This window comes from Halobacillus halophilus, assembly GCF_020171985.1.
GTDB lineage: Bacteria > Bacillota > Bacilli > Bacillales > Halobacillaceae > Halobacillus > Halobacillus halophilus_A.
Window position 1 is genome coordinate 105,662 of record NZ_JAIVAL010000006.1, and the last position, 19,162, is coordinate 124,823.

The 19,162-nt window shown below is 44.5% G+C and carries 19 protein-coding genes; 18 read left to right on the top strand and 1 reads right to left on the bottom strand.

The genetic code is table 11. The features are described from left to right. Positions 1-2: 2 nt before the first annotated feature. From pdhA to LCM11_RS11830, 8 genes are all read left to right on the top strand, one after another. Entirely contained in the window at positions 3-1,070 is a 1,068-nt protein-coding gene (gene pdhA / locus LCM11_RS11795; protein ID WP_224894582.1) for a pyruvate dehydrogenase (acetyl-transferring) E1 component subunit alpha, read from the top strand. After that, the gene (locus tag LCM11_RS11800) at positions 1,067-2,065 is read left to right on the top strand and encodes an alpha-ketoacid dehydrogenase subunit beta (protein ID WP_224894484.1); all 999 of its coding nucleotides are present in this window, start codon (positions 1,067-1,069) and stop codon (positions 2,063-2,065) included. The genes pdhA and LCM11_RS11800 overlap by 4 nt, the downstream gene beginning before the upstream one ends. 12 nt (positions 2,066-2,077) lie before the next feature. Then, complete coding sequence (locus tag LCM11_RS11805; RefSeq protein WP_224894485.1) at positions 2,078-3,310, top strand: dihydrolipoamide acetyltransferase family protein; 1,233 nt, start codon at positions 2,078-2,080, stop codon at positions 3,308-3,310. A gap of 113 nt (positions 3,311-3,423) precedes the next feature. Further along, positions 3,424-4,854, top strand: a complete 1,431-nt coding sequence (gene nhaC, locus LCM11_RS11810) for a Na+/H+ antiporter NhaC (protein WP_224894486.1) — start codon at positions 3,424-3,426, stop codon at positions 4,852-4,854. Positions 4,855-4,878: 24 nt separating this feature from the next. Further along, positions 4,879-5,739 carry an alpha/beta hydrolase family esterase gene (locus LCM11_RS11815; RefSeq protein ID WP_224894487.1) on the top strand — a complete coding sequence of 287 codons (861 nt, stop codon included), beginning with the start codon at positions 4,879-4,881 and terminating at the stop codon, positions 5,737-5,739. Between the two features lie 220 nt (positions 5,740-5,959). Beyond that, on the top strand, positions 5,960-6,745 hold the full coding sequence (locus LCM11_RS11820; protein WP_224894488.1) for a fumarylacetoacetate hydrolase family protein: 786 nt from the start codon (positions 5,960-5,962) through the stop codon (positions 6,743-6,745). After that, positions 6,742-7,488, top strand: a complete 747-nt coding sequence (locus LCM11_RS11825) for a fumarylacetoacetate hydrolase family protein (protein WP_224894489.1) — start codon at positions 6,742-6,744, stop codon at positions 7,486-7,488. The genes LCM11_RS11820 and LCM11_RS11825 overlap by 4 nt, the downstream gene beginning before the upstream one ends. 18 nt (positions 7,489-7,506) lie before the next feature. After that, a complete protein-coding gene (locus LCM11_RS11830) occupies positions 7,507-7,887 on the top strand; it encodes a 5-carboxymethyl-2-hydroxymuconate Delta-isomerase (protein WP_224894490.1) in 381 nt (126 codons plus the stop codon). Positions 7,888-8,088: 201 nt separating this feature from the next. Here LCM11_RS11830 and LCM11_RS11835 read toward each other — a convergent pair whose 3' ends face one another. Then, positions 8,089-9,018, bottom strand: coding sequence for a LysR family transcriptional regulator (locus tag LCM11_RS11835; RefSeq protein ID WP_224894491.1), 930 nt, complete (start codon positions 9,016-9,018; stop codon positions 8,089-8,091). Between the two features lie 177 nt (positions 9,019-9,195). On the opposite strand from LCM11_RS11835, the gene hpaE reads away from it, so the two are divergent. The 10 genes from hpaE (at position 9,196) to LCM11_RS11885 (ending at position 19,144) form a co-directional block, all read left to right on the top strand. Next, positions 9,196-10,719, top strand: a complete 1,524-nt coding sequence (gene hpaE / locus LCM11_RS11840) for a 5-carboxymethyl-2-hydroxymuconate semialdehyde dehydrogenase (RefSeq protein ID WP_224894492.1) — start codon at positions 9,196-9,198, stop codon at positions 10,717-10,719. 18 nt (positions 10,720-10,737) lie between these two features. Continuing rightward, positions 10,738-12,213, top strand: coding sequence for a 4-hydroxyphenylacetate 3-monooxygenase, oxygenase component (gene hpaB / locus LCM11_RS11845; protein WP_224894493.1), 1,476 nt, complete (start codon positions 10,738-10,740; stop codon positions 12,211-12,213). A 12-nt stretch (positions 12,214-12,225) separates the two neighbouring features. Beyond that, on the top strand, positions 12,226-13,206 hold the full coding sequence (gene hpaD / locus LCM11_RS11850; RefSeq protein ID WP_224894494.1) for a 3,4-dihydroxyphenylacetate 2,3-dioxygenase: 981 nt from the start codon (positions 12,226-12,228) through the stop codon (positions 13,204-13,206). Between the two features lie 29 nt (positions 13,207-13,235). Continuing rightward, the gene (locus tag LCM11_RS11855) at positions 13,236-13,694 is read left to right on the top strand and encodes a flavin reductase family protein (RefSeq protein ID WP_224894495.1); all 459 of its coding nucleotides are present in this window, start codon (positions 13,236-13,238) and stop codon (positions 13,692-13,694) included. A gap of 18 nt (positions 13,695-13,712) precedes the next feature. Continuing rightward, positions 13,713-14,588 carry an FAD synthetase family protein gene (locus LCM11_RS11860; protein ID WP_224894496.1) on the top strand — a complete coding sequence of 292 codons (876 nt, stop codon included), beginning with the start codon at positions 13,713-13,715 and terminating at the stop codon, positions 14,586-14,588. Positions 14,589-14,610: 22 nt separating this feature from the next. Then, the gene (gene hpaI, locus LCM11_RS11865) at positions 14,611-15,528 is read left to right on the top strand and encodes a 2,4-dihydroxyhept-2-ene-1,7-dioic acid aldolase (RefSeq protein ID WP_224894497.1); all 918 of its coding nucleotides are present in this window, start codon (positions 14,611-14,613) and stop codon (positions 15,526-15,528) included. Between the two features lie 173 nt (positions 15,529-15,701). Beyond that, positions 15,702-15,935 (top strand): hypothetical protein, encoded by a 234-nt coding sequence (locus tag LCM11_RS11870; protein WP_224894498.1) that lies wholly within the window; start codon positions 15,702-15,704, stop codon positions 15,933-15,935. 67 nt (positions 15,936-16,002) lie between these two features. Continuing rightward, positions 16,003-16,281 (top strand): hypothetical protein, encoded by a 279-nt coding sequence (locus LCM11_RS11875; protein WP_224894499.1) that lies wholly within the window; start codon positions 16,003-16,005, stop codon positions 16,279-16,281. A gap of 464 nt (positions 16,282-16,745) precedes the next feature. Then, positions 16,746-17,453 carry an L-ribulose-5-phosphate 4-epimerase gene (locus tag LCM11_RS11880; protein ID WP_224894500.1) on the top strand — a complete coding sequence of 236 codons (708 nt, stop codon included), beginning with the start codon at positions 16,746-16,748 and terminating at the stop codon, positions 17,451-17,453. A 2-nt stretch (positions 17,454-17,455) separates the two neighbouring features. Further along, positions 17,456-19,144 carry a ribulokinase gene (locus LCM11_RS11885; RefSeq protein ID WP_224894501.1) on the top strand — a complete coding sequence of 563 codons (1,689 nt, stop codon included), beginning with the start codon at positions 17,456-17,458 and terminating at the stop codon, positions 19,142-19,144. The last annotated feature ends 18 nt before the right edge of the window (positions 19,145-19,162 follow it).

Below are 19,162 nucleotides of genomic sequence, written 5' to 3' on the forward strand. Positions count from 1 at the left end.
ACATGCTTGAGAAATTTCCAATAACGCAATACATCAGTGAAGAAGGAAAAACGGTTCATTCCGAAGCAACGGACATCACGGCTGATTTGGTCAAGCTTTTTTATGAAAAGATGTTGAGAGCGCGCATGATGGACAAGAAATGTGTGAACCTTCAACGCCAGGGCAGGATCGGAACGTATGTGCCTTATGAAGGGCAGGAAGCGGCCCAGGTGGGCAGTGCTTTAGCGGTTGAGAAAGGGGACTGGATGTTCCCAACTTACCGGGATCATGCGGCAACGATGACATTCGGCCACTCGCTCCGCAATTTATTATTGTATTGGGTAGGACGTATAGAAGGCGGTATTCCTCCTGAAGGAAAGAATATATTTCCACCAGCGGTTCCGATTGCCTCCCAGCTGCTTCACGCTACCGGTGTCGCCTGGGCAGAGAAAAAGAAAAAAACAGACCGGGTTTCCCTGGTGTACTTTGGAGATGGGGCCACATCAGAAGGGGATTTTCATGAAGGGCTTAATTTTGCAAGCGTTTTCAAAGTGCCGGTTGTATTCTTTAATCAGAATAATGGGTATGCCATCAGCGTTCCAATGGAGAAGCAGATGAATTCTAAAACGATCGCTCAAAAAGGATTAGCCTATGAAATCCCGAGTATCCGTATTGATGGAAATGATATAGTGGCGGTTTATTTAGAAACCAAAAAAGCGGTCGAACGGGCTCGTAACGGTGAAGGACCAACCCTGATTGAAGCGGTCACCTGGAGATACGGCGCACACACGACTGCAGATGATCCATCCAAATACCGGGATCAAGCCGAAAGTGACCAGAGAAGAACAACGGGCGACCCTTTACTCAGACTCGAAAAATATATGAAGAATGAAGGGCTGTGGGATGAGGAGTGGGTAACCACTATGGAGAATAAGATCACCAATGAAATCAACACGGCTTTAGAAGAAATGCAAAATTATCCTGACCCAAGCATTGATGATGTATTTGAAAACGTATTTGAAAAACCAACCTGGACGCTGGATGAACAGCTAAAACAACATAGAAGCATAAAGAGGGGGCAAATGTCATGACGACGGCTATTCAAGTGAGAAAATTAACGATGGTTCAGGCAGTGACAGATGCATTGAAGACCATGCTTCAAGAGGATGAATCCGTGATTGTGCTTGGAGAAGATGTTGGGAAAAACGGAGGCGTTTTCCGGGCGACGGAAGGATTATTTGATCAGTTCGGAGAGGAGCGCGTCATCGATACGCCGCTTGCTGAATCAGGAATCGTTGGGACGTCCATTGGTCTTGCGATAAACGGTTTTCGACCTATTGCTGAGATGCAGTTTTTAGGTTTTATCTATCCAGCCTTTAATCAACTGATGACTCATGCTACTCGCATGCGGCAGCGTACGATGGGACGTTATACGGTGCCAATGGTGATTAGAGCTCCTTACGGGGCCGGCGTAAAAGCGCCGGAAATTCATTCCGATAGTGTCGAAGCTTTGTTTACCCAGATTCCTGGCCTAAAAGTCGTAATCCCATCCAACGCTTATGATGCAAAAGGTTTGCTGATCGCAAGTATTGAAGATCCGGACCCGGTGCTTTTTCTTGAGCCGATGAGAAGTTATCGTTCATTCCGTACAGAGGTTCCTGAAGAAAAGTACACCGTCGAGCTCGGTAAAGCTTCCTATCAGAAGAAAGGAAATGACGTTACGGTGCTGACATGGGGTGCGATGGTTCCGGATACGATGAAAGCTGTCGAAGATTTCGAAAAGCAGCAAAGCGCTTCGTGTGAGGTTATTGATCTAAGAACGCTTTACCCATTAGATAAAGAAACCATTCAGGAGTCGGTAGAGAAGACAGGCCGCGTCGTTATTGTGCATGAAGCGCCAGCGACGGGGGGAATGAATGCGGAAATCATATCGGTCATTAATGATGCTGCCTTTTTCTACTTAAAAGCTCCTGTTCAAAAGGTTACCGGTTTTGACACGCCCGTGCCTGTGTATTCTCTCGAAAAAGAATACCTGCCGAGCAGGGAAAAAATAATTCATGCCATCAATCAGGCATTATCATACTAGGGGGTCCGGATCATGGATGTGAAATTGCATGATATTGGGGAAGGAATGCATGAAGCCGAAATTCTTTATTATTTTGTGAAAAAAGGGGACTTTGTAAAAAATGATGCTCCTCTTGTTGAAGTTCAGACAGACAAAATGACCGCTGAGCTGACCGCACCAGCAGAAGGGTTTATTGATGAGATTAAGTATGACGTAGGCGATGTAATTGAAGTAGGTACAACCATTTTGACGATGAGGTCTGAGCAAAAGCAGTCCTCTAAGCAGCCCGTACTTGCTGGACAGGCAGCTGGTCCAGAGACCTCACAAAGCTCCGGGCCAAGAAATTTTAATTGGGAGATCCCCTCTACCCGGGTGAAGGCTTCGCCTCATACACGGAGAATCGCCAGAGAACAGGGCATCAAAATTGAAGACGTACAGGGTACAGGAAAAGGAGGACGGATCCTTGATGAAGATGTCTATGCTTTTATAGAAGCGAAGTCGGAGCCTTCTCCTGTCAAAGAAGTTGAGGTGAAGAACCAGCCGCGAGTTGAATCCGCAGGAAATCAGCAAACCATTCCATTCAGAGGCCGGCGCAAACAAATCGCCAAAAAAATGACCCAATCGCTATATACGGCTCCTCATGTCACTCATTTTGATGAAGTGGATATGACGGAAGTATTAAAGGTGAAGGATCAGCTGAAAAAAGGGACAGACCGTCGTCCAGGTGTTCAAGTATCGGTTGCCGCCTTTTTTATCAAAGCTCTCCAGCTTTCCCTTAAAGAGTTTCCGATATTCAACTCTAAGTTAGATGAAGAGAAAGGAGAAATCCTTTTAGAATCGTCCTATAATATTGGACTTGCTACCGGAACAGAAGAAGGGTTAATCGTACCTGTCTTAAAAAACGTTGAAAATCTATCATTAGTGGAGATCCATAAACAGATGAAAGACTTAACGAAGAAAGCGGTGGATAATAAGCTATCCGGACAGGATTTACGGGGAGGGACCTTTACGATTAGTAACGTCGGACCGATGGGAAGTACCGGAGCGACACCGATTTTAAATTATCCGGAAACAGGGCTGATGGCGTTTCATAAAACGAAGAAGATGCCTGTAGTCATTGAGGATGAAATTGTCATCAGACAGATGATGAATGTGACGTTGACTTTTGATCACCGAGTGGCCGATGGTTCGCAATCCGTTGCCTTTACGAACCGGTTCATTGACTATATTGAAAATCCATATGAGATGCTAGTCGAATTAATCTAGAAAGAACGGATAGCTGTGAACGGGCAAGTCCGCTCCAATGATTGCCGAAATGAGCTTGGTCAAAATGATTTATATGGTAGAATTTTTTCAATAATCCTGGAGAGGGGAATTACATGGAAAAAAGAAAGCCGTCATTTCTCGTTTCAAGTCTTGTTATTCTTTTGATTATTGCCATCCTTGGAGTCAGCATCTTAGTATATGGCACTGCGCCTCATATTCCCATTGTCATCGCTGCGGTGATCGTGACCTTATATGGACTAAAGTTAGGGTACAAGTGGAAAGAGTTAGAAAAAGCCATGACCAAAGGCGTCTCCTATGGTGTTCCTGCCATCATCATTTTAAGCCTGATTGGAATAACCGTCGGCGTCTGGGTATTGAATGGTACGGTTCAAACCATTACATACTACGGTCTGCAAGTATTATCTCCATCCATATTTCTAGTGAGTGCGGTTATTATTACAGCCGTAGTAGCTACGATGACGGGAAGCTCCTGGAGTGCCATCAGCACAATTGGAATTGCCTTGATGGGCGTGGCTTATGGGATGTCTATCTCACCAGCCGTAACGGCCGGGGCGATTGTAAGCGGGGCCTTGTTTGGAGACAAATTGTCGCCTCTATCGGATACGACCAACCTGACTGCAGCTACCGCTAAGGTCGATATATTCCAGCACATTCGCCATATGCTCTGGACAACCATTCCAAGCTTAATTCTTACGCTCGGCATCTTTGCGGCGATTGGCATATTTTCCAGTCGAGAGGCAGCCGATATAGGAAAAGTAGAGTCGATGATGACCACGTTGAATAATGAATTTATGCTTACACCCGTGACGCTGATTTCCCCTCTGCTTATTATTATTCTGGCATTTAGAAAAGTGAGTCCGATTCCATCTTTGATTATCGGGCTGGCAGCAGCGGTCATCACTACTTTTTATACCGTTCCAGGCGTGTCTCTGGGTACCATTATGAACACCGCGCATTTCGGATACACCGCGGATACAGGGGTAGAAGCAATTGATAACTTATTGTCACTCGGCGGATTGGATAGTATGCTGTTTGGTGTATCGTTAATTTTGATAGCGCTTTCATTCGGCGGTATTATCCGGGAAATCGGTATAGCTCAAGCCATTATTGAAGGCTTGAAGCGGTTTTTACGAAGCAGGGGCAATGTCATTACATCTACCGTGTTGGCTTGTTTAGGAATAAATGTCGTAGTAGGTGAGCAGTATCTGTCGATCATTCTTCCAGGGCAAATGCTTGAGGAGAGTTATGAGCAGACGAATCTTCATCCTAAAAATATGTCCCGGACGCTTGAAGATGCCGGAACGCTTATCCACCCTTTAATTCCATGGGGAGTGACAGGAGCGTTCATTATGACCACATTGAACGTAGGCATCGGCTATATTCCGTTTTCGTTTATCTGTTTCATTTCGCCGATTATTGCCATCATCTACGGCTACACGGGCTTTACACTAACTCCGCTGGCAACGGAAGATGTGGTGGATTTTGAAAAGCAGCGAGTTTCATCAGGAACAGGACGTCCTTAATATAAAGAGAAAAGGAAGATCAACGTGGAAGTTTTAGGACCCATAACTATAACATTTGAAGAACGAGAGCGAACCTTTTATTACAGCCTGCCTGAACATACAGAGCAGGCGGTCCCCGTTGTATTCTGCTTTCACGGCGCGGGCAGCAGTGGCAGGCATCATATGAAAATTACAGAATTCCACAAACTCTCAGAAGAGCATCAGGTCATCACCGTTTTTCCTGATGCGGTTCATTTCGATCCTTCAGACCGTATGACGAAACAATGGAATGAAGGCAGAGAGAAAAATACCGCGTTTCAGCAGGAGGTCAATGATGTCGGGTTTGTATTGGAATTGATAGAGTGGCTGAAACAACAGTATCCCGTGGATGAAAGCCGAATTTACGCCACCGGGTTCTCTAACGGATCGGCCTTCAGCTTGAGACTTGGACTTGAATGTCAGGATGTTTTTGCCGGAATAGGAGGCGTTTCTGGTCCCCTGGTCAAAGATCTAGCCGAGAAGTTTCAATGGAGTAAACCGATGCCCATGCTATTCATCATGGGAACGGAGGATAAGCTCGTTCCTTATGATGGCCATTATGATTCCACCTACATGATAGATCAGCTTCTCTCCGCAGAAGAAACGGTGGAGTACTTTGCCTCCTCCTGGGGGGAGCATCGATCCCATCATCAGGAGCGAATCATGGATCATGAAGAATACTCTATTGTGAAAAACGCTTACCGGCAAGAAGAAGAAGAGAAGGTGGTGTTTTACTCCATTGAGGGTGGAGGACACACGTGGCCGGGAGGACCGTTGTCGCAAGCATCCTCCTTAACCGGAAAAGTAGCCGGCCAGCTGGACGCGACGAAAATCCTTTTTCAGCATTTGATTACATTTCAACGCTAACCAGGGAGCCGATTTTCGGCTCTTTTTTTCTGGATTCCAGCAGATATGAGTCTGGAACATGCAGTAGTGTCTATCACAGAGCACAGCTATATCTTTTTCATATGCAAAACGAACGTAATCAATATTTTATATATGAAAGATGGAGTGTTAGTTTGTAATTACATGATAATTGTGAATATTTTACAAAATGACACGATTCTTTCTAAAAGGAGTGAATGAAATGCCCAAAGCGAAAGCTAAATTCAGCGGCAGGTTGCAGATGCAGGAAATTGACGTTTACCTGAAGGAAGGCACGGTGCAATGGAATGGAAGGGTCGATTCAACCGAACATACCTGGGATTCCCCAGTATCGTGTACGATTTATGGTACATTACTAAACTATCAAGGCGCACTGGATCAAATGGAAGAGGCCTTACATCAGGATCCCTACAAATCCCCTCCAAAAGCTCCGATTCTCTATATCAAACCTAAAAACACCATTACTGGGAATCAAACCGTTATCCCCATGCCTGAGGAGGTATCAGAACTTGAAGTGGGAGCCTGTCTAGGCCTCGTGATCGGGGAAAAAGCTTCACGTGTCAGTGAAGATGAGGCCATGAGCTATATTGCGGGTTATACGATTGTAAATGATATCAGTGTTCCGCATGACAGCGTGTTTAGACCGGCAGTTAAGCACAAAGCACGCGATGGGTTCTGTCCTGCAGGTCCGTGGATTATGGAGCGTGATGAGGTACCGGCCCCTGACAACCTGACTATTCGTGTCTATGTGAATGGGGAGTGTAAACAGGAAAATCATACGGGGAATCTCGTTCGCTCGGTTGCACAGCTGCTTTCAGATGTGACCGAATTTATGACCCTTGAAAAAGGAGATACGCTGCTGGTTGGTATTCCGGAAAATCCTCCACGGGTAAAAGACGGGGACCAGATCCGTATTGAGATAGAGCAGATAGGCGCACTTGAAAATAAGGTAAAAAAAGAAGCAGCCGTTGGAGGGGTTAAATCATGAAATCGGCACGGGTAGCCTTTGAAGGCGGAATTTATAAGGCAACAGAACTTTCTGAAGGGATTCAACTGGATAATGGCAGGCAGGTGGCAGAGGAAGAGGTGGTCTGGCTGCCGCCGATTGAGCCGCAGACCAGCTTTGCGCTTGGATTGAATTATAGTGATCATGCGAGCGAGCTTTCTTTCAAAGCTCCAGAAGAGCCGCTTGTATTTCTGAAAGGACCCAACACTTTTGTCGGTCACCGGGGCAAAACCTATCGTCCATCTGACGTGACTCATATGCATTATGAATGTGAACTGGCTGTCGTCATTGGTCGAGAGGCAAAGAACGTGAAAAAAGAAGAGGCGTACAGCTATATTACAGGTTATACGATTGCCAATGATTATGCGATCCGTGATTACCTGGAAAATTACTACCGGCCGAATTTGCGAGTAAAGAATCGGGATCACTGCACCCCGATCGGCCCGTGGCTGGTCGATGCCGCTGAAATTCAAGATCCTATGAATCTGGCTTTGCGCACGTATGTGAATGGCGAACTGGTGCAGGAAGGTTCAACGAAGGATATGATTTTTGATATTCCTGAGCTTATCGAATACTTAAGCAGCTTTATGACACTAAGTCCAGGTGATCTTATTTTGACAGGCACTCCAAAAGGAACAGTGGATACAAAAGTAGGAGATGAGGTTATTACAGAGATTGAAGGTCTCGGACGTCTGGTCAATACGATTACCGGGGAGCCAAGTTGACACGAAGGAGGAAGAATCATGCCGCATGTGATTGTAGAATATACGGATAACCTGAGTCCTCAGACGGATATTCAAAGTCTGCTCCATAAGCTTGGGCAGGTGTTAGAAGAACTCGAGGACACGTATCCCGTCGGTGGAATCCGCGTAAGAGCCCATAAAGTGACAGAGTATCGCATAGCTGATGGGAAAGAGGATGATGCGTTCGTTCATACAACGTTAAAAATAGGCAAAGGCAGAAGTGAAGAAGCGAAGCAGGCCACCTGTGAAAAACTATTTGATGTGATGAAGGAACACTTTGCTCTGATTCTTGAAGAAAAATACTTAGCTTTATCTCTGGAACTAGTAGAATTTCAGCACAAAACCTATAAACATAACAATATCCACAGCCGGTTTAGATAGAAATGGTAAAGGACCTGAATAAGGTCTTCTTCTTTAAAAAAGAACTTCTAGTTATATGGAAGTTCTTTTTGTATTGGACTTATTTCCCGATTGTAGTAGATTCAGTTTTCAAATACATATCTCCTTAATAGAACAAGAGTAACCTCCCAAACCATAAACGTCTCACCCACCGGCATGGCAACTATTCTCCTGCCTCATTCCTTATATAGTGAATAGTTGATCGTGAACTGGATTTTCCAAGGCAGTCTTATTTACTTCGAACAATCGCAGCAGTCTTCGGGAAGCCTTCGTTAAATACCGGTCTTTATGCCAGATAATCGCAGCTTCCGCTTGGATATCAGCATTTCTAAACTCATAGCTCCTGATATTCGAAAAAGAGAACGCTTCCAAAGTTGAACGCGGAACAATGGATGCTCCCATTCCGTTAGCTACGAGCGATAATAGCATGGTTGGATCAGGACATTCGCAGATTACATAAGGGTCAAAGCCATGCTTCCTGCACTCATCTACAATCAATTCGAATTGTCCCATACCGCTGATGCGGTGTAACAGCATTAACGGAATATCTTTTAAGTCCTCGACTTCCACTTCTGCTGTATCTGCCGGGAATAGGTCCCAGGAGGCAGGGGTTACCAATACATAAGGTTCAGGAGAGAGGGGGATCATTTCAAATTCATCCCGTTCAATTGGAAGGCGGACAACAGCCATTTCAATTTCCCGTCTTCGAATACATTCGGCCAGAAAGTAGGTGTCTCCTTCTCTAAGTTGATAGGTCAGCTGAGGATATTGCTGTCTTAATTGATTTAACGGACCCGTTAAGAACGAAAAGCATGATTTATTGGAGCCTATTTGAAGGGTACCTGTAATTCCTTCGTTCGTTTCTTTAACTTCTACAATCGTTTCCTCTAACTCGTTAAGAATCTGACCTGCTTTTTGATAAAGTACTTCTCCTGCGCTTGTTAATTCGAGCTTACGGCCATGGCGGTCAAACAGCTTCAGGTCAAGTTCTTCCTCTATCAATTTAATTTGCTGGCTGAGAGGAGGCTGGGCCATGTGCAGCTTTTTTGCTGCTTTGGTTACTTGTCCTTCCTCAGCTACTGTACGAAAGTATCGCAATTGCTTAATATCCATTGTTCTCCCCCGTTCACTATGTATATGAAAATCATATGGAATATAGATATTATAGATATTTTTAATATAGAAAAGCCTGTGTGATAATTTGAATATACAAACTTTAGCAAATATTTGCAAATTTAGCCTGCAGCTAAGAAGTATTTTTGAAAGCGCTATCAACTGAGGAGGATAAGCATGAACGAACTTACTTTATCGGATATTAACCAGGCAGGAAAACGTGTGATTAACGAAGTGAAAGATATTCAGCTTTACATTGATGGAGCTTTTGTAGAAGCAGAAAATCAGGAGAAATTTGATAATTACAACCCGTTTACCAATGAAAAAATCAACCAGGTAGCTTCTGGAGCGGAATCGGATATAGACAAAGCGGTAAAAGCAGCCAGAAAAGCTTTCAAGGGAGAATGGGGAAGCCTTTCTCAAAATGAGCGCCTAAGCTACATTTACAAGATTGCCGACTTAATAGATGAGCATATTGAAGAGATTGCCCCGCTAGAATCCTATGACACAGGCCTCCCAATCAGCCAGACGAAGAAAATGGTCGCGCGTGCGGCCCAAAATTTCAGGTTCTACGCAGAGATGGTAAAAAGCCGTCTGGTCGGAGATGCCTACCAGGTGGATGATGACTTTCTCAACTACACGATTCATAAGCCTGTTGGAGTCGCCGGGTTAATCACTCCCTGGAACGCCCCATTCATGCTTGAGACGTGGAAGATCGCACCAGCACTCGCTACCGGAAATACAGTTGTGTTAAAACCGGCCGAATGGTCCCCGCTAACGGCGAATCGCTTAGCGGAAATTATTGATAAGGCTGGTCTCCCTGACGGTGTCTTCAACGTGGTTCATGGCTATGGAGAGACGGCCGGGGCATCGTTAGTCGCTCATGAAGATGTGGAGCTGATCTCGTTTACAGGAGAAACGGCGACAGGATCTGAAATTATGAAAAATGGCGCGGATACGCTTAAGCGTTTTTCGATGGAGTTAGGAGGTAAGTCACCCATCATCGTGTTTGATGATGCCGATTTTGAGCGGGCCATTGACGCCTGTACGTGGGGCATATTCTCCTTTAACGGCGAACGCTGCACGGCAAACTCGAGATTATATGTCCATGAAGACATCGCTTCTGATTTTATCGCCGCTCTGAAAGACCGCGTGGAGAACATTGTGGTCGGTGACCCTATGAAAGATGACACGCAGGTCGGCCCGTTAATTCATACGAAACACTATGAAAGCGTGAAAAGCTATCTGGAACTGGCAAAAGAAGAAGGATGTCAGGTGATCAGCGGATCGGTGCCGGAAGAACACAGCCGAGGCAATTTTGTAGCGCCAACGCTGCTTCTTAATGCAGACACATCGATGAGAGTGGTACAGGAAGAGATTTTCGGTCCCGTTATTGCGGTTATGACGTTTAACGATGAAGCGGAAGTGGTGGAACTTGCGAATAATGTCCGCTACGGACTGGCGGGCTATGTCTGGACTAAAGATCTTCAGCGCGGTCACCGGGTGGCTCAAGCAGTGGACGCAGGAATGTTGTGGATCAACTCTCAGAATGTACGGGATTTGAGGACCCCTTTCGGTGGTTCCAAGCACAGTGGAATTGGTCGCGAAGGCGGACATTACGCCTTCGAATTTTATACAGAAGTGCAAATCATTCATGTAGCGCTCGGAGAACACCGCATCCCGCAATTCGGAAAAAAATAATCAAGGAGGAATTTATTTATGCCAGCGAAAACAGGTGCTCAATATAAAGAGAAGTTAAAAAATGCTAAAAATAACATCTATATTCACGGAGAGCGTGTCGAGGACCCGACCACTCACCCTGCTTTTAAAAATGTCGTCCAGTCGATGGCCGATTTATATGATCTTCAATATGAGAAACCTGAAAAAATGCTCTACACCTCTCCTCAAACGGGCGACAAAGTAGGGATGTCTTTTTATAGGCCGGAGACCATCGATGATTTGATCAAGCGTCGGGAAGCGATTCAGGAATGGGCACGCCTTTCCGGAGGGTTAATGGGACGATCCCCTGACTATTTGAATGCCGAAGTAATGGCAATGGGAGTAGCGAATGATCTGTTCGGGGAAGATGACCCGATGTTTGCCGAGAATGCCAAAAATTATTATGACTATGCGCGTGAAAATGATATCAGCTTGACGCATACTCTGATTCACCCGCAAGTGAACCGTCAAAAAGCACAGCATGAACAAAAGGATGCCAACGTAGCGCTTCACCTCGTTGAGAAACGTTCGGACGGAATCGTTGTCGAAGGTGCACGCTTACTTGCCACGCAGGGCGGCATTACCGATGAAATCCTCGTTTTCCCTTCAACCGTCAAAAAGGCTGGGGAGCTCGATGATCCGTATTCTCTTGCCTTTGTGGTACCAAACAATACGCCTGGGCTTAAGTTCATCAGCCGTGAATCTTTTGATAACGGTAAGAACACCTGGGATCACCCATTAAGCAGCCGTTTTGAAGAGGGTGATGCCATTGTGTACTTTGACAATGTGTTCGTCCCGTGGGAAAAGGTTTTTGTTTGCGGCAATTCCTCCATTTGTAACCGCACGTTCATAGAGACCAATGCTGTTGTGCATATGTCTCACCAGGTCGTAGCTAAAAACGTGGTCAAAACGGAATTCGTGCTTGGGGTTGTTTTGAATCTGATGGAATCCATTGGTATCGACAAGTTCCAGCACGTCCAGGACAAAGGTACCGAAATTATGCTGGCGCTTGAAACGATGAAGTCCCACCTTTTCAGGGCCGAGCATAATGCCAAACTTGATAAATGGGGCACGATGACCCCTGACTTTGACGCTTTGAACGCGGCTAGAAACTGGTATCCGAGAATTTATCCGCGTCTTGTAGAAATCCTTCGAATACTAGGTGCCTCCGGACTAATGGGCATTCCAACCGAAGAGGATTTCCATCATGAAGAAATCGGCCCGATTGTCAATCGCGCACTGCAGTCTAAGAATATGGAAGGTTATGAACGTGTGAAACTTTTCCGTCTTGCCTGGGATTTGACGATGAGCGCCTTTGGCAGCAGGCAGACACACTATGAATATTACTTCTTCGGCGACCCGGTGAAAATGGGGATGACATACTTTGAACAGTTCAACAAAGAACCCTATAAGGATTACGTGCAGGATTTCCTTGAGAAAGTAAAAACGTCCAAACCAAACTATACCAACGTATAAGGAGTGAAAACCATGGAGTTTGATATCATCCGTGCGGGCCGTGCCGTATTACATGTGACAGACTTAGAGAAATCAAGAGCTTTTTATGAAGCTCTTGGTTTCATTGAAACAGCGTCAGATGAAGATCAGATATTTTTCCGGGGGCTAGAAGAGCATAATCACCATAGTCTTGTTCTGAAGAAGAAAGAGACTCCTGCCGTAGAAGTGATCAGCTATAAAGTGAAATCTGAGAAAGACATCGATCAATTGGCTGCTTTCTATGAAAAGCAGGGCACCGAAATGAAGTGGATGGAAGCAGGGTCCCAGGAAGCCGTTGGGAGAGCGCTGAGGATTCAGGATCCCTCTGGTTTACCGGTAGAGTACTATGCGGAAATGGATCAGGCTGAACGAATGATTCAGAAGTATCACCACCACAAAGGGGCAAAGGTGCAGCGGATTGACCATTTTAACTGCATGGTTTCCGATGTAGAAAAAGCCTACGATCATTATATCAATCAGTTAGGCTTTGCCTGTTCGGAATATACCGAAGGGGAAGAAAAGAAAATCTGGGCAGCCTGGCTGCACCGTAAACCAAGTGTCCACGATGTCGCTTATATGAATGGACCTGGGCCGCGTCTCCACCATATCGGTTTCTGGTTAAAAGACCCGATGAACTTGATCGATGGCTGTGATGTACTTGCCTCGATGGGGTACGGTCCATCGATTGAACGCGGCCCTGGACGGCACGGCTTATCCAATGCCCTCTTTCTTTACTTACGGGACCCGGATGGCCATCGTATTGAACTCTACAACGGCGATTATTTAACCAGTGACCCGGATTTTAAGCCGGTCCGCTGGGATCTGGATGACCCTATGCGCCAGACGTTTTGGGGACACGCAGCACCAGACAGCTGGTTTGATGAAGCCTCAGAAGTCCTCGATGTTCATTCCAATAGAAAAGTAACGCTCACAGAGCCGAAATTGAAAAAGCGCAAACCGACGTTTGTTACTTGAGCAAGAAAAATTAACAAGAGGTGATCATGATGGATAATCGTATGTTCCGAACGGCTATGGGGAAGTTTGCGACAGGGGTAACGGTGATTGTGTCAGAAGTTGAGGGGCAGGTGCACGGCATGACCGCCAATGCGTTTATGTCAGTATCCCTTGATCCCAAGCTTGTGCTTATATCCATCGATAAGAAAGCTAAAATGAATGAAGTGATTCAAAAGTCTAACCAATTCACCGTTAATATTCTATCTGGAGACCAAAAGGAAATGTCGATGATTTTTGCCGGTCAAATTAAAGAAGATAAACAGGTGGAATTTGAAACGGTCGAAGGTCTTCCGGTTATTAAAGACTCCCTTGTCAGTCTTGTGTGTAATGTCTATCAGGCTCATGAAGCAGGGGATCATACGCTTTATGTGGGAGAAGTGATTAATTTAAATATTAAGGACGGGGACCCCCTTGCGTTTTACGAAGGTAAATACATGCAAATGACATAACGAAGGAGGAGGGCAAAGATGAAAACCATCGCTATCAAACACCCGATTGCACCATCCATTCAAGAGAACAGTCCGTCCTGTGTCCTGGCTTTAGGATTTTTTGACGGTGTGCACTTAGGACATCAGAAGATTATTCGTACAGCGAAGAAAATAGCAAAAGAAAAGGGTCTAAAACTTGCCGCTATGACCTTTGCCCAACATCCCTCTTCGGTTATTCCGAAAGGCCCGACTATTACGAGATTTATAACCCCGATTGCTGCAAAAGCGAAAATCTTTGAGCAGCTTGGTGTTGATATCCTTTATGTTGTTGATTTTACCAGGGAACTAGCCCAAGTTCCTCATCAGCAGTTTGTCGATCAATATCTATGCGGACTCAACAGTAAGCACGTCGTTGCCGGCTTTGACTATAAATATGGATTCAAAGGCAAGGGAGATATGAATCAACTGCCTGTAGATAGTAAAGGCCGATTTGGAGTCACCATGGTTTCAAAGTTTGAGAAGCATGAGCAAAAAGTAAGCTCTACTCTTTTGAGGACACTTATTTCTACAGGCAGGGTTGAAGAGATCCCCCATTATCTAGGAAAAAGCTATGAAATGACGGGCAAAGCGGAAGGTAAAGGAGAAACTTGTACATTTTCTTTTGACCCTTCTTACTATATGCCGGTTCCCGGGCATTACGAAGTGACCGTAAAGAGTGATCTATTTCAAGCGAAAGGGATATGTGAGGTCAAACCGATTTACAGTCCGGGAGAGCTAACCATCACCTTGTTTGAGGACACTCTATCCCAGGATTTTGAAAGTGCCACGCTGCAGTGGAACAATTTTATTGCTGACTTTGAAATGGACATTCTGCATGCCCAGGGGGATTTACGAGAATTAGAGATGAGTATGTAAATTACGAGAAGGAGGAGATAGGATGAGAGATTATCAAGAAATAAAATCAAAGCTCAGAGGATCGATGACCCCGGTCATCACACCTTTTAAAGCCAATCATGACATTGATTTTAATACCTTTTCAAGTCTTATTGAATTTCAATTGGAGAATGGAACGCATGCGATTTCGGTGACTGGAACATCCGGGGAACCGAGCTCGTTAACAGAGGAGGAACGCATGCAGGTTATGCGTACGGCCCATCAAACCATTAATGGCCGCGTTCCATTTGTGCCGGGAACAGGTTCCACCAATCACGATGAAACGATGCGCCTGACGAAAAAGGCAGAAGAGATCGGAGCGGATGCGGCGATGGTCATCGTGCCTTACTATAACAAGCCGAATCAGCAGGCGTTATACAAGCACTTCAAAACGGTGGCAGACTCTGTCGAGATCCCGATTATCGTGTACAATATTCCGGGACGTACCGCCCAGAACCTGCATGTGGATACCTTAGCTCAGTTGAGCCAAGACTGCCCGAATATCATCGGGGTTAAAGAATCGAATAAAGACTTCGAACACGTCAATCGTGTACTCCTGAAGTGTGGCCGTGATTTTCTGTTGTTCTCGGGGATCGAACTGCTTTGCTATCCAATGCTTGCGATTGGCGGAGTAGGATCTGTAAGTGCTACAGCTAACGTCCTGCCAGGAAAAGTAGCTCAGATGCACGATGCCTGGTTCGACGGGGATGTCGTCACCGCTCAAAAACTCCACTATGAATTGATGGAGCTGAATGATGTCCTGTTTAAAGATACGAATCCAGCGCCTGTGAAAGCAGCCCTTGGGATGATGGGCAAAATTGAACCTGTTCTAAGACTGCCGATGGATCTTCCATCTGAAGAACTGCAGAATGAAATTCGTGAGACTTTGAATAAATATGGTGTCAGCCTTCAATATGCCTAAGTGAGTGATAAAAAGCGGTTTCTTTCCTATGAAGAAGTGGAAAGAACCGTTTTATTTTTTGGTAGAGATAAATCATTCTTAAACAAATAAGCTTCTTACCTTACTCATGTAATGATCCTGTAGGAAATAGCGCAGGACGTGAAGAAATTGTTCAAGGAGAGGGAGGTGAAATAATGGCTGACATTCATTTTGATGCCATGAAAATTAAAGGCATAACCAAAAGCTCAGAAGGGCATGAAATCCACTATCAGGTTTTTGATGTTAGTGGGCTAGACGATGGACAGGATTTTCAAGTGGAATATGAGACTAGTGATGACTTCACTCCCAAACAAGAGCAGTTAACGTTTAAACAAGGGACAGAGACGATAGAGTTTAAGGGGCATACTTTTTATTTGGATAATGTCTAGATATTAGAAGATTTAATATATAAATTCCCATGGTAATAGTTACTATCCATTAAAAAGGAGTGAAGAAATGAGAACTCCCGAAGAAAAATTCACTAGTAATTCCCCGGAGCACGAAACCGAATATTGTACGATTTGGAAACGTGCTACTGTAAAACTGGAAGATGACAGGGTTGCAGCCATCGAACTTATTACTGTAAAAGAGTTGAATCGTGAAGAGATTAGATTCGCTTATTATAAGTTGGACGAGAAAGGAAAATTACGTTTAATCCCAAGACCCCTAGATGTAACTCACTCTGAATTAAATCAGCTTATTGCAGAAGCGAAAGAAAAGAAGATCATCGATTAGTCGTTCAAGCATCCAGTTAGGGATGCTTTTTTTACTCTAAATTAAGCTTCACAACTCCTCTAAGATAGCTTTGAAACTATCCCTTCCATCAAATCACGTATCCTCATATCCTCTTACCTAATTAAATGTTATTATTTTCCTCGAAATAATAGGGATCCTTACCGGGGCTATATTCTAGTGCCGAGTATTTTCTATCCCCTTTTTTCATTCCAAACACAAACAATTTAATGGACTAATTATCCTGACTACTTGTATGTATAATCTAGAACCAATCACCCTATTTACGCTTTTCATATTTAATAAGTTCACTTAAATTGAGAAACATGATTAAGGGAATATTAGGATTATTCTCAATAATGGCACTAATACATCTTGATTTTCAATAAACGGATTGAATGTACGTACATATTGTAGTAGAATTAACTAAAATATAAAAATATACGTACAAGACAAGGGGTGTAGAAATGCTTGAAGGTTTGAAAGAGAAAGTATTGAGTGCGAACCAAAGTTTATCGAAGTATGGTCTTGTAACTTTTACTTGGGGGAATGTAAGCGGTATCAGTAGAGAGGAAGGGCTTGTGGTAATTAAACCTAGTGGTGTTTCTTATGAAGAGCTTACTACAGAGGATATGAGTGTGGTAGATATGGAGGGGAATATTGTGGAAGGTAAATTAAAGCCATCATCCGATACACCTACTCATCTCGTACTCTATAAAAATTTTCCTGAAATTGGCGGAGTTGTTCATACTCATTCCACGTGGGCCACTTCGTTTGCACAAGCTGGTGAAGGAATACCTGCTTTGGGTACGACTCATGCAGACTATTTCTATGGTGAGATTCCATGTACTCGTCCCATGAAACGAAATGAAATTCAAACAAACTACGAAGAAGAAACTGGACACGTAATTGTAGAGGAATTTGTGGAGAATAATATCGATCCAAACAGGGTGCCTGGAGTAATGGTACATAAGCATGCCCCTTTCAGTTGGGGAAAGGATCCGGAAGAAGCTATTCACAATGCAGTCGTAATGGAGGAAGTAGCAAAAATAGCTTGGCTGTCTAAAGGTATAGATCAGAATGTCCAATCCATGTCCTCAACCTTGCTTGATAAACATTATTTGCGAAAGCATGGAAAAGAAGCTTATTACGGTCAAACCAATCAGGAGGGGTAATTTTGAGCGAATATAAATATTCTGTGGGAATAGATTTTGGAAGCGAATCCGGAAGAGCAGTTCTAGTTCGTCTCTCAGACGGAAAAGAAATGACAGAGCATGTAACTCCTTATTCACATGGAGTCCTCACGGATCAACTGCCTCATAAAGATATCAAATTAGGTTACGAATGGGCATTGCAGAATCCTGATGATTATATTGAAGTGATAGAAAAGTCCGTACCCAAAGTTATAACTGACGCTGATGTTAATCCAGAAACTATTATTGGGATAGGAATTGACTTCACAGCTTCTACAATCTTGCCAGTAGATGCATCAAATACGCCGCTATGTCAGCTTCCTGAGTTCCGGGATGATCCTCATAGCTGGGTGAAATTATGGAAACATCATGCTGCCCAGGAAGAGGCCAATCAATTAAATAAGCTTGCGATGGAAAAAGGTGAGGAATTCTTATCTCGCTACGGAGGGAAGATTTCATCGGAATGGATGATCCCGAAAATTATGGAAATCGCGAATAAAGCCCCTCATATATACAAGGAGGCGGATCGATTTATTGAAGCTACAGACTGGGTAGTGGCTCAATTAACCGGGGAGCTTAAAAAGAACAGTTGTACAGCCGGATACAAAGCGATATGGAATAAGAGTGAAGGATATCCCGGTAAAGACTTTTTCTTAAGCCTGCATCCGCTCTTTGAAAATATTGATGAAAAATTGCGAGGGCAAATATATCCTCTAGGGACGAAAGCTGGAAACTTAACGGATAAATTCCAAAAATTGACGGGCTTGAGTCCAAATACAGCAGTAGCTGTGGGGAATGTAGATGCTCACTCGTCCGTACCCGCTATGGGCGTCGTATCTCCAGGGAAAATGGTTATGGTTATGGGGACGTCAATTTGTCATATGGTCCTGGGCGAGGAAGAACGCTATGTTGAAGGTATGTGCGGAGTGGTGGAAGACGGAATTATCCCTGATTATTTTGGTTATGAAGCTGGACAATCAGCCGTAGGAGATATTTTCGGCTGGTTTGTTAATGAGCAGGTGCCTGCTTCAGTACGTGAAGAGGCACGGAAAAACGGAGAGAACGTCCACAGCTGGCTTGAGAGGAACGCGGCGGAATATCAGCCGGGTGAGAGTGGATTACTGGCATTAGATTGGTGGAACGGGAACCGTTCCGTACTCGTTGATACCGAACTCAGCGGAATGCTCGTGGGTATGACACTTCAAACAAAGCCGGAAGAAGTGTATCGAGCATTATTGGAAGCCACTGCCTTTGGCACCAGAAAAATTGTGGATGCTTTCCACGAGAATGGTGTAAATGTAGACGAACTCTACGCATGCGGCGGCCTCCCACAAAAAAATGAACTCCTCATGCAAATTTATGCGGACGTGACAAACCGAACGATCACCATAGCGGATTCCACTCAAACGCCCGCTCTTGGTGCGGCCCTGTTTGGTGCTGTTGCAGCCGGTAGACGTGCCGGAGGATTTGATACCGTTCTTGAAGCAGCCAGTGTAATGGGCCGTGTAAAAGAAAAAAAGTACAATCCAAATCAAGAAAACGTAGAAATATACAATCAGTTATATAAAGAATATGAGCGTTTGCATGATTATTTTGGCCGTGGTGAAAATGATGTCATGAAACGATTGAAAGAAATTCAAAAGCGAAGCGGTCAGGAAGTATTCATTCAATAACCTAAAGGAGGAACCGGT

What these genes read in the sequence shown, in the direction of transcription:
- pdhA (WP_224894582.1), top strand. Translation starts at nt 3, where the DNA reads ATGCTTGAGAAATTTCCAATAACGCAATACATCAGTGAAGAAGGAAAA.
- LCM11_RS11800 (WP_224894484.1), top strand. Translation starts at nt 1,067, where the DNA reads ATGACGACGGCTATTCAAGTGAGAAAATTAACGATGGTTCAGGCAGTG.
- LCM11_RS11805 (WP_224894485.1), top strand. Translation starts at nt 2,078, where the DNA reads ATGGATGTGAAATTGCATGATATTGGGGAAGGAATGCATGAAGCCGAA.
- nhaC (WP_224894486.1), top strand. Translation starts at nt 3,424, where the DNA reads ATGGAAAAAAGAAAGCCGTCATTTCTCGTTTCAAGTCTTGTTATTCTT.
- LCM11_RS11820 (WP_224894488.1), top strand. Translation starts at nt 5,960, where the DNA reads ATGCCCAAAGCGAAAGCTAAATTCAGCGGCAGGTTGCAGATGCAGGAA.
- LCM11_RS11825 (WP_224894489.1), top strand. Translation starts at nt 6,742, where the DNA reads ATGAAATCGGCACGGGTAGCCTTTGAAGGCGGAATTTATAAGGCAACA.
- LCM11_RS11830 (WP_224894490.1), top strand. Translation starts at nt 7,507, where the DNA reads ATGCCGCATGTGATTGTAGAATATACGGATAACCTGAGTCCTCAGACG.
- LCM11_RS11835 (WP_224894491.1), bottom strand. Translation starts at nt 9,018, where the DNA reads ATGGATATTAAGCAATTGCGATACTTTCGTACAGTAGCTGAGGAAGGA.
- hpaE (WP_224894492.1), top strand. Translation starts at nt 9,196, where the DNA reads ATGAACGAACTTACTTTATCGGATATTAACCAGGCAGGAAAACGTGTG.
- hpaB (WP_224894493.1), top strand. Translation starts at nt 10,738, where the DNA reads ATGCCAGCGAAAACAGGTGCTCAATATAAAGAGAAGTTAAAAAATGCT.
- hpaD (WP_224894494.1), top strand. Translation starts at nt 12,226, where the DNA reads ATGGAGTTTGATATCATCCGTGCGGGCCGTGCCGTATTACATGTGACA.
- LCM11_RS11855 (WP_224894495.1), top strand. Translation starts at nt 13,236, where the DNA reads ATGGATAATCGTATGTTCCGAACGGCTATGGGGAAGTTTGCGACAGGG.
- LCM11_RS11860 (WP_224894496.1), top strand. Translation starts at nt 13,713, where the DNA reads ATGAAAACCATCGCTATCAAACACCCGATTGCACCATCCATTCAAGAG.
- hpaI (WP_224894497.1), top strand. Translation starts at nt 14,611, where the DNA reads ATGAGAGATTATCAAGAAATAAAATCAAAGCTCAGAGGATCGATGACC.
- LCM11_RS11870 (WP_224894498.1), top strand. Translation starts at nt 15,702, where the DNA reads ATGGCTGACATTCATTTTGATGCCATGAAAATTAAAGGCATAACCAAA.
- LCM11_RS11875 (WP_224894499.1), top strand. Translation starts at nt 16,003, where the DNA reads ATGAGAACTCCCGAAGAAAAATTCACTAGTAATTCCCCGGAGCACGAA.
- LCM11_RS11880 (WP_224894500.1), top strand. Translation starts at nt 16,746, where the DNA reads ATGCTTGAAGGTTTGAAAGAGAAAGTATTGAGTGCGAACCAAAGTTTA.